The sequence below is a fragment of the Actinomycetes bacterium genome (genome assembly GCA_035489715.1).
In the GTDB taxonomy this organism is placed as follows: Bacteria; Actinomycetota; Actinomycetes; order JACCUZ01; family JACCUZ01; genus DATHAP01.
The window spans coordinates 19,456-29,039 of the sequence record DATHAP010000050.1; the positions used below are offsets into that span (position 1 = coordinate 19,456).

The 9,584-nt window shown below is 73.3% G+C and carries 9 protein-coding genes; 5 read left to right on the top strand and 4 right to left on the bottom strand.

What is annotated here, in order from left to right; translation table 11 throughout:
- Positions 1–10: 10 nt before the first annotated feature.
- The 4 genes from VK640_04485 (at position 11) to VK640_04500 (ending at position 4,229) form a co-directional block, all read left to right on the top strand.
- Positions 11–892, top strand: coding sequence for a branched-chain amino acid ABC transporter permease (locus tag VK640_04485; GenBank protein ID HTE72441.1), 882 nt, complete (start codon positions 11–13; stop codon positions 890–892).
- A complete protein-coding gene (locus VK640_04490; protein HTE72442.1) occupies positions 889–2,778 on the top strand; it encodes a branched-chain amino acid ABC transporter ATP-binding protein/permease in 1,890 nt (629 codons plus the stop codon). Before VK640_04485 ends, VK640_04490 begins: the two co-directional genes overlap by 4 nt.
- A gap of 1 nt (position 2,779) precedes the next feature.
- A complete protein-coding gene (locus tag VK640_04495) occupies positions 2,780–3,556 on the top strand; it encodes an ATP-binding cassette domain-containing protein (GenBank protein ID HTE72443.1) in 777 nt (258 codons plus the stop codon).
- Between the two features lie 97 nt (positions 3,557–3,653).
- A complete protein-coding gene (locus VK640_04500) occupies positions 3,654–4,229 on the top strand; it encodes a hypothetical protein (protein HTE72444.1) in 576 nt (191 codons plus the stop codon).
- 22 nt (positions 4,230–4,251) lie between these two features.
- Here VK640_04500 and VK640_04505 read toward each other — a convergent pair whose 3' ends face one another.
- The 3 genes from VK640_04505 to VK640_04515 form a co-directional block, all read right to left on the bottom strand.
- On the bottom strand, positions 4,252–4,701 hold the full coding sequence (locus VK640_04505; GenBank protein HTE72445.1) for a hypothetical protein: 450 nt from the start codon (positions 4,699–4,701) through the stop codon (positions 4,252–4,254).
- Positions 4,698–4,946 (bottom strand): hypothetical protein, encoded by a 249-nt coding sequence (locus tag VK640_04510; GenBank protein ID HTE72446.1) that lies wholly within the window; start codon positions 4,944–4,946, stop codon positions 4,698–4,700. Before VK640_04510 ends, VK640_04505 begins: the two co-directional genes overlap by 4 nt.
- Before the next feature lie 443 nt (positions 4,947–5,389).
- On the bottom strand, positions 5,390–5,983 hold the full coding sequence (locus tag VK640_04515; GenBank protein ID HTE72447.1) for a hypothetical protein: 594 nt from the start codon (positions 5,981–5,983) through the stop codon (positions 5,390–5,392).
- Between the two features lie 210 nt (positions 5,984–6,193).
- On the opposite strand from VK640_04515, the gene VK640_04520 reads away from it, so the two are divergent.
- Positions 6,194–8,020, top strand: coding sequence for a S53 family peptidase (locus VK640_04520; protein HTE72448.1), 1,827 nt, complete (start codon positions 6,194–6,196; stop codon positions 8,018–8,020).
- A 128-nt stretch (positions 8,021–8,148) separates the two neighbouring features.
- Here VK640_04520 and VK640_04525 read toward each other — a convergent pair.
- Positions 8,149–9,584 (bottom strand): helix-turn-helix transcriptional regulator (locus tag VK640_04525; GenBank protein ID HTE72449.1); only part of this gene is annotated, 1,436 nt, incomplete at its 5' end.

The following is a 9,584-nucleotide window of genomic DNA, read 5'->3' on the forward strand; positions in this document are numbered from 1 at the left end:
AGGAGACCGAGTGACCGAGCTGGTGCAAGCGGTGGTCCTGGGCCTGCTGATCGGCGGTGTCTACGCGCTGATGGCATCGGGCCTGACGCTGATCTTCGGCGTCATGAACATCATCAACGTTGCCCAGGGCGCCTTCCTGGTGATGGTGGCCTTCTTCACCTGGTGGCTGTGGCGCGAGACCGGCATCGACCCGATCCTCGCCTCGGTCGTCACCACGCCGTTGATGTTCGGCTTCGGCTGGGTGCTCTACCGCACCGTGATGGTGCGGATCCGCGGCTGGTCGCCGTCGATGTCGGTGCTGCTCACCTTCGGGCTGGCCCTGACCATCGAGGGCATCCTCAACATCACGGCCGGCAACAAGTTCAAGTCGGCGACGCCGAGCTACTTCGAGGAGTCGTTCCGGATCGGTTCGCTCTCCTTCCCGAAGGCACAGGTCTACGGCTTCCTCGCCGCCGTGCTCGTCCTCGCCGCGCTGTACGTCGTGCTGACCCGCACCTGGACCGGCCGGGCGATCAGGGCCTCGTCGCAGAACCCCTCGGGGGCTGCCCTGGTCGGGATCGGTGCCACCTCGACCGCAGCCCTGGCCTTCGCCCTCGGCTCCTCGACCGCCGGTGTCGGCGGGTCCATCCTGTCGGTGCTCTACCCGTTCTTCCCGGCGTCGCACTACGACTGGATCTCGCGGCTGCTCGGCATCATCGTGCTCGGCGGCCTGGGCTCCCTGCCCGGCGCGCTCGTCGGCGCCCTGGTGCTCGGCCTGGCCGAGACGCTGACCGCGACGTACGGCTCGCTGCGCTGGGCGACGCTCGTCTTCTACCTGGTGATCCTCGCCGTGCTGCTCTTCCGGCCGCAGGGCCTCTACGGCACCCGGCTGCGCGAGGACGTCGCCGCGTGACCGATCCGAAGCGGCGCCTCGTCGACCGCCTGCCGAAGGGCCACGCCGTGGCCCTGCTGGCGTTCCTGGTGCTGGTGCTCTACCCGGCGTTCCGGCCCTACGACACCTACTACCAGACCGTGCTGTGCATCACGTTCCTGCTGGGAGTGCAGGCGGTGAGCTGGAACATCATCAGCGGCTACGCCGGCTATGTCTCCCTCGGCCACTCGGCCTTCCTGGGCATCGGGTCCTACACCGCCGCGATCCTCGCGGAGCGGTCCGGGGTCAACCCCTTGTGGATGGCGCCGATCGGCGGCGTCGTCGCGGTGGTCACGGCGACCCTGCTCGGCCTGGTCGTGCTGCGCACCCGCGGCCACGCCTTCGTCATCATCACCATCGCCCTGCTGCTCTCGGCGCAGATCATCGCGGTCAACTGGCGCAGCCTCACCAACGGATCGGACGGCATCACGCTCGACCTGCCGCCGTGGTCGCGCGACATCCAGAACATGCCCTTCTACTACCTGTTCCTCGGCCTCTTCTTCCTCACCGTCCTCTTCAGCGCACTGATCCGACGGACCAAGCTCGGCACCGGGCTGGTGGCCATCCGCGAGGACGAGGGCAAGGCGGCTGCGGTCGGCGTCAACACCACGCGCTACAAGGTGACGGCCTTCGCCGCGTCCGCCTTCTTCATCGGAGTCGCCGGTGGCGTCTACGCCTACTTCCTGACCTTCCTCAACCCGGTGGGCGCCTTCACCATCCTCGGCTCGGTGACGATCGTGCTTGCCGCGATGGCCGGTGGCCGGGGCACGCTCTACGGCCCGGTGGTCGGCGCGTTCATCGTGGGCATCGGCCAGGAGATGGCGACGGTCTACGGCGGCAGCAGCTCGAGGGTGCTGCTCTTCGGCGTCGCCCTCATGCTCATCGTCCTCTTCCTCCCGGCCGGGCTGCTGCCGACCCTCGACGGCTGGTGGCGCCGTCGGCACACCACCGGCACCGAGTACCAGGACCAGGCCGGGGCGCTCGGCGCCGGCACGCTGCAGGTGCGCGACCGGGCGCTGGCATCGGTGGTGGTCTCCGACGCGGTCGAGGCAGGGGCACCGGCCGCCCTTCCGATGCTCGAGGTCAAAGGTGCCGCCAAGGCCTTCGGCGGCATCACCGCGGTGGACGGTGCGGACCTCACGGTCGCGGCCGGCAGCATCACCGCGCTGATCGGGCCGAACGGCTCCGGCAAGACGACGCTGTTCAACCTGGTGACCGGCGCGATGAAGGCCGACGCGGGGGAGGTCTGGCTGGACGGCACCCGCATCGACCGGATGCACCCGTGGCAGCGCGGCCACCTCGGGCTGGCCCGGACCTTCCAGACCACGCGTCTCTTCACGAGCATGTCCGTGCTGGAGAACATGGTCGCGCCACTGCCCGACGCGCGGTGGTCCACGATGCTCAAGCCGTCCGTCGCCGGGCACGAGGCGGACCGGGCCCGCGAGCTGCTCGAGTTCGTCGGGATGGCGCGGTTCGTCTCGCAGCCGGCCGGCTCTCTGTCGTACGGCCAGCAGAAGCTCGTCGAGCTCGCCCAGGTGCTGATGCTCGAGCCACGGCTGGTGCTCCTCGACGAGCCCGCAGGCGGCGTCAACCCGTCACTGGTCGGCCGCATCGTCGAGATCGTGCGCGACCTCAACCGGCAGGGAGTGACGTTCCTCGTCGTCGAGCACAACATCCCGATGGTCCTCGAGCTGTGCGACCCGGTCGTGGTCTTCGCGCGTGGCAAGGCGATCGCCGAGGGGCCGCCGCAGACCATCCGCGAGGACCCGGTGGTGCTCGACGCCTACCTGGGCGACGAGTGGCGGCCGCCCGCGGCGTCGGCCGCCGGGCCGGGCGCGAGCACGGACGCGACCCAGGAGGTGCGCTGACATGCTCGCGCTGACCGGGGTCGTCGCCGGCTACGGCGGCGGTGCGGTGCTGCAGGGCGTCGACCTGGTGTGCGACACCGGCTCGATCACCTGCATCGTCGGGCCCAACGGCGCGGGCAAGTCGACGGTGCTGCGCGTGGTGAGCGGACTGCTGCCGTGCTCCGAGGGCGAGGTGGTGCTCGACGACCAGCGGCTGTCGGGCCGCTCCGCAGCCGCGGTGCTGCAGGCCGGCGTGACGCAGGTGCCCCAGTCGCACGCGCTCTTCCCGCAGATGTCGGTGCGGGAGAACGTGCTGATGGGCGGCTTCCTCATCCGCCGCGACAAGAAGCTGCTGGCCAAGCGCTACGCCGAGGTCGAGTCGCTGATCCCCATCGTCGCGGAGCGCTCGGCGCAGCACGCCGGCAACCTGTCCGGCGGCCAGCGGCGGATGGTCGAGGTCGCCCGCTGCCTGATGCTCGACCCCACGGTGCTGCTGCTCGACGAGCCCTCCCTCGGCCTGGACCCGCGCTCCCTCGGCGCGGTCGCCGACCTGGTGCACCGGCTGCACGACGACGGCGTCACGATCCTGCTGGTCGAGCAGAACGTCCGGCTCGGCCTCGGGCTGGCCACCCACGGCGTGGTGATGGAAGGCGGCAAGGTGCGCCTCACCGGCACCGCGACCGAGGTGGTGAACCACCCGGAGATCGCCAGCCTCTACCTCGGCGGCACCAGCGCGTCGACGAGCGAGACGGCCGCGTCAGCCGAGGCCGAGAGCAGCGAGCAGGCGCCGACCGGCTGACGAGAGGCCTTCCCTGCCGACCGGCGGGCCTTCGGGTCACTAGCTGCACCGTGGCCCCGCCAGCTCGGTTAGTGGCACCTCGCCATATCGTGCCGAGGTGGGGCGTACCGGGCTGGTGGTCGCAGCGGTGGTGCTCCTCGTGGCCGGCTGCGCCGGAAACGACTCAGCGGGTACGTCCGGCGGCCGCGGCGCGGACGGCAGCCGCCCCTCGGGCAGCGCGTCGTCGTCCGGCCGGCCGGCGTCCGACCAGCCGGCCTCGGCGGGGTCCGGCCGGCCGGCGGTCGACCCGGCGGCACCCGGCTTCCCACCGACCCGCAGCGCGACCGTGGTGTCCCGCCGGTCGTTCACCTCGCCGACCGGCAACATCACCTGCCAGCTGACCCGCGACGACGCGGCCTGTGTGATCGCGGAGCACGACTACCCGCCGAGCGACCGGCCGGACGGGTGCACCGGCCGCTGGCTGCCGCTGCTCGAGGTCGACCGGTCGGGCGCGGCCCGGCTCGGGCCGTGCGAGGTCGGCGTGGTCGCGCCGTCCGGCGGCGCGCTGCCCTACGGCACCACCAGCGTCGCCGGCCGGATGAGCTGCCTGAGCCGGCTCACCGGCATGGTCTGCTGGAGCGGGCACAGCGGGCACGGCTTCCGGCTGGCGCGTGCGGCGTACGAGCTGCACTAGCGCGCGCGGCGTACGAGCTGCACTAGACGGCGGCGAGCGTCGAGATCCGGGCGAGCGCCCGCTCCACGTCCGGGCCGACGAGGGCGTCCATCGACCCGACCGCGCTCATCGCCCGGCTGAGAAGGGTCTGCCGCGCGGTGACGCTGCAGGTGATCTCCGAGCCGGTGCCGGCCGGGCGGATCGTCAGCGTCGTGCAGCGCCGCCCGCGGAACCGGCTCTCCAGCACCACGTCGACCCGCAGCGCCGCGGAGCCGGTCGTGACGGACACCTCGGTGCGCACCCGACCGCGCGGCGACCCCACGATCCAGCCCGAGGGGACCCGGGCGTGGACCTGCTCGGGCGGCAGGGCGACCGTCGTCGACCGGCTCACCGTCCAGGTGTCGCCGGCCATGACCCGCAGGGCCAGCGAGGCGCCGGGCTCGGTCGTGGTGGTCCCTCGGTAGCCGACGCTCGCCGCGCGCACCGCACTCACCGCCCGCCGGTCGAGGCCAGCTGGGCGAACGGCACCCGGTAGACCTGGTGCAGCCGGACCGGCTCCAGGCCGTCGGCGGGCTGCTGGTCCCGGAGCTCGACCCGGGTGGTGGGCGGCGCCTGCGTGCCGTCCTCGACCGTGGCGTACGCCGCCGCGGTTCCGAGCAGGGCCGTCCCGGCCAGCACGGCAGCGGCGGTCGCCGCCCTCGCAAGTGCGGTGGTGCTCGTGCTCGGCCTGCTGGTCATCTCAGTCTCCCGCCCCTGCCGACCCCGTCCCTCGGGGTCTGGTCCGAGCCTCGGCCGGTCGAGGAAGATCGACATCGGGCGACTTCCTAGGTCGCCGGCCCCGGATCCCTTAGGCCGGCTCGGGGTGGTGGATGAAGCGGCGCCGGGCGCACGCAAGGGTGGCCCGGCCCGCATGATGCGGGCCGGGCCACCTCCCCCCAGCGCAGCCGTTCCCCCGACCGGCTGCTTCCCCGACGGACCGCGCTCCCCTCGTGCCCCCCGCGGTCCGCGGGTCGTCCTCCGAGCCCCCCGAGCCCCCCAGCTCCTCGCAAGACGTGGTCTGTGCTGTGCGTTCTGTGCGACTGTGCTGTGCGGTCCTGCGGCCGGGCCCGGGCCATGCCCCCCTGCATGCCCCGGCGCCCGGGCCCGGCCGGGCCCCCGTATCCCCCTGTGGAGGCGACCGGTCAGGCGGTCGCGGCGCTCACCGGGCCGTCGTGCCGGATCCGGCGCAGCGTGTAGGTGGTGACGGCGCCCGTGATCAGCCCGCCGCCCAGCAGCGCGAGGACCACCAGCGGCGTCGACACGTCGTCGTCGTCCGACGTCGAGCCGGACGCCGCGCCGGTGGAGGCGGCCGCCTCCTGCTGCGCGGCCAGCTGGTCGAGGTACGCGGCCTGCGCCTGTGCCTGGGCCGAGAGACCGCCGGACACAGAGGCTGAGCCGCTCGACGAGCTGCGCTCGAGGTGCTCGACCTGGGCCTTCGTCTGGGCCGACAGGACGCCGGGCACGGACGAGTCGGCCGCCGCCATGCGCTCCGCGTGCTCGACCATGGCCTTGCTCTGAGCGGCCCGGGTCGGGACGGTGCGGCTCTGGTGGCCGACCGAGGTGGTGCCGCTGGTGTCGGCCAGGTAGTGGTCGATCACCGACTGCGTCGGCTGGCCGGCCACGCCGGGCGGCTCGGGCTCCGGCGCAACGGCGCCGAACGCCGGGGTGCCGGCGAACAGGACGCAGCCCGTGAGCACGGCGCCGCCGGCGAGCTTCTTGCTGATGATGCGGGTCATGACGACTCCTCCGGGGTGTGACCCCGCCTCTCGAGGTCTGGCCAGGACTCTCGTCGCGGCCGGCCGCCCCGACATCGGGCAAGCGCCTAAGGTCGGCCGCCCGGAACCCTTAGGCCCTCAGACCTTGCGTCGTGCTGATCGGGACGGTTGGGTTCAGGCAGCAGCGGCCGCCGCGGCCGCGTTGGGGGATGCAGGTGGGGGGAGACAGCAATGGCGCGTGCTCTGGCCTCGAGCTTCCGGCAGCCGCCGCTCGGCTGCGTCGACGCGACGGCGGACGTCCCGTGGAGCGACGGCGCTATGTGCGACCTGACGCTCTACCTGGAGCCGGCGGGCGGTGAGCGCGCGGTCGTCGAGGCGGCGGAGGAGCACGTACGTCGTCGCCTGGCCGGGGCGGACGTTCCCTTCCTGTCCCGGGTCGAGGCAGCGGAGCTGGCTGGGGCGGACCCGGCCGCGCTCGACCTCGTCGTGGGCGCGCTGCGGGACGCCGGGGTGGACCACGTGCACCCCGTCGGCATGCGGGCCGTGCACGTGCAGGCCCGGTGGGAGCAGCTCGGCGGCCTGATCGACGTCGCCCGGATGCGCTACCGCACCGCCGACGGCGTCCTGGTCGGCCGGGCGGGCGCGATCAGTCTCGGTGACCCGGCCCTCGACCCGGTGGTCGGCGTCTTCGGGCTGGACAACCGGCGCGCCCTGTCGTCCTACGTCATCAAGTCCCACGTCATCAAGAGCCACGTGATCAAGTCGCACGTCATCAAGAGCCACACCGACCCCGGCGTCAAGTCGCACGCCGACCAGACCGTCATCAAGAGCCACGTGATCAAGTCGCACGTCATCAAGTCGCACGTCATCAAGTCGCACGGCGACCTGGGCGCCGAGATGGACGAGTCGGTCGCCGAGGCGGACCGTGAGTGGGCGCTGCCGGGCGAGATCGACGACTGGTACGACTTCCCGGGGGGCACCGGCGCGGGCGTGCGGGTCGCCGTCCTCGCCTTCAGCGGCAGCCTCGGCGGCACCGACCAGGTCGTCATGGGCGGGTACGACGTCGAGGCGCTGACCAGCTACTGGCTCCAGGAGCTCCGGCAGACCGCCGCGCCGACCCTGCAGGACCGCGTGGTGCGCGGCCCGGGCAACTGGCCCTCGGGGGGTGACGTCGAGGGCACCGACTTCACCGACGAGGTGATGCTCGACCTGTCCGTCGTGGGCGCGCTGGCGCCGGAGGCCGACGTGACGGTGTGGTTCACCGAGCCGACCGAGCAGGGCTTCGTCGACGCGCTGCACGCCGTGGTCGAGGAGGAGCACGCGCCGGACGTGCTGCTCGTCTGCTACGGCGCTCCGGAGGACAAGGGGTCGGGGACGTCGTGGACCCGGATGGCGACCGAGCAGGCCGACCAGGCGCTCGCCCTCGCAGCGCTGCGCGGCGTGACCGTCGTCGTCTCCTGCGGCGACAACGGCGCGGCCGGCCTCCCGCTGAGCACCCGGGTGCACGCGGACTACCCCTCGTCGAGCGCCTGGGTGCTCGGTGTCGGCGGCACCACCCGGCGGCCGGACAGCGCCGGCTCCGACCGCGAGACGGTCTGGAACGACGGCCTCGCGGCGAGCGGTGGCGGGATCAGCGCGGTCACCCCGCGGCCGTCCTGGCAGTCGACGGCCGACGTGCCGGACCCGGTCGACGCCTGGGAGCGCCCGGACTTCCTGGGTCGCGGCGTGCCCGACGTCGCGGCCGTGGCCGACCTGGCGACCGGCGTCGCGGTGCTCGACGCCGCCGGCGACACCGTCATGGGCGGCGGCACGTCGGTCGCGGCTCCGGTGTGGGCGGCCCTGCTGGCCCGGGTGCGGGAGCGGGCAGGTGGGCCGCTCGGCTTCGTGCCGCCGCTGCTCTACGCGGCCGGGGGGACCGGCCTGCGCGACGTACCGACCGGGGACAACGGGGCCTACGCCGCGGTGCGCGACGGCTGGGACCCCTGCACCGGGCTCGGCGTGCCGGACGGCCGGACCGTCGCCGACGTCCTCACCCGAGGGCAGTCAGCCGGCACCTGACCTTCCACACCCTCGGCACCCTCCATACGCTCCGCACCCGCCACGTCGAGTGGTGGAGCGTGGGGCCGTCCGAGCGACATCAGGCCCCGACCTCCACCACTCCGCGGAGGTGAGGGCGTGGCGGGCAGTCAGCCGGTCGACTCCGAGGGGGTCGTCGGCACCAGCTCGAGGGTGAACGCGGCCGCGGCTGCCTCGCCTCGGTTGCTGGCGCCGAGCTTCATCATGATGTTGCTGACGTGGACGCTGACCGTCTTCTCGCTGATGAAGAGGGCACGGGCGATCTGCCGGTTGGTGCGCCCGGACGCCACGAGCGGCAGCACCTCCTGCTCGCGAGGCGTCAGGCCGAGCCGCTGGGCGGTGCTGGCCGGTACCGGCTTGGCGGCGGGCGCGTCGACGGTGAGCGTCGCGCGGCCGGCCAGGGCTGACAGCTCGCCCCGCAGCGGTGCCGCGCCGAGGTCGTCGGCGATCGCCTGCGCCTCGGCGACGACCGTGCCCGCCTTGCGCTTCGACCTGGCCGCGACCAGGGCCTCGGCCTCGCGCCAGAGTGCATAGGCCCGGGCGTAGGGCTGGCTGATGGCCTGCCACGCCTCGGCGGCGCGAGCCCAGGCTTCGGCGTCGCTGTGGCCCCGTTCGCGCGCGGCCTCGGCTTCGCACTGCAGCAGGAACGCGTCGATGGCCGGCGTCGCAGCGCGGAGGGCGCCCTCGCGGCACTGCTGCTCGCGGAGGCCGAGAAGCTTGACGATCTGGGGGTCCGGCGGCTGCTGGTCGGACAGCAGCCGGGCCCGCTCGGCCTGGTCGGCCACCGCGCGCCGGCCGACCGAGCACAGCCGGATCGCGAGCTCGTCGTAGTCGGGCTTGTCCAGCGTCGGCAGCGTCTCGGCGACGATGCTCAGAGCGGCAGCCGGGTCGCCGGCCCACAGTGCTCGCTCGGCCCGGGTCGCGGTCAGCGTGCCCTCGAACCATGCGTCGCCGCGCAGCGGTGCCATCAGCTCGGCCGCGCGCACGTGCTCGTCGGCGAGCGCGCGGTCACCGCGGCCGACCCCGATGTCGGCGATCGCGAGGTGCAGGTAGCCGACGAAGAGCGACGGCATGCCGAGCCGCAGCGCGTCGGTCGCTCCCCGGACTGCCGCGTCCCAGTCGCCGATCACCTGCAGCGTGCTTGCGATGTTGACGAGGAGCAGTCCGCCACCCTCGGCGCCGATGCCGAACTTGCGGAAGCGGGCCAGCCCGGCGTAGGCCGTGTCGAGGGACTCGGTCGGCCGGCCGGCTGTCGTGAGCACGAACGTGAGGTCCCCGTAGACGCGCAGGATCTCCTCGAGGCTGCCGCACTCGTCGCAGATCTGGCGGGCCCGCTCCAAGGTCGCGAGCCCATCGTCCAGTCGCCCATTGAGCGTCTGGCAGACGCCGAGCGTGGTGAGCGCGTAGCCCTCCTCCTCGAGCCGGCCGGCTGCTCGGGCCAGCTCGATCGCCGCCTGGGCCTGGGTCGCGGCCTCGGCGGAGTCGCCGTCGAGGAGCAGGCCGGTGGCGAGCGCGGCGCGAGCGCGGGCCTTGAGGTCGCTGGGCG

What these genes read in the sequence shown, in the direction of transcription:
- VK640_04495 (HTE72443.1), top strand. Translation starts at nt 2,780, where the DNA reads ATGCTCGCGCTGACCGGGGTCGTCGCCGGCTACGGCGGCGGTGCGGTG.
- VK640_04510 (HTE72446.1), bottom strand. Translation starts at nt 4,946, where the DNA reads ATGACCAGCAGGCCGAGCACGAGCACCACCGCACTTGCGAGGGCGGCG.
- VK640_04515 (HTE72447.1), bottom strand. Translation starts at nt 5,983, where the DNA reads ATGACCCGCATCATCAGCAAGAAGCTCGCCGGCGGCGCCGTGCTCACG.
- VK640_04520 (HTE72448.1), top strand. Translation starts at nt 6,194, where the DNA reads ATGGCGCGTGCTCTGGCCTCGAGCTTCCGGCAGCCGCCGCTCGGCTGC.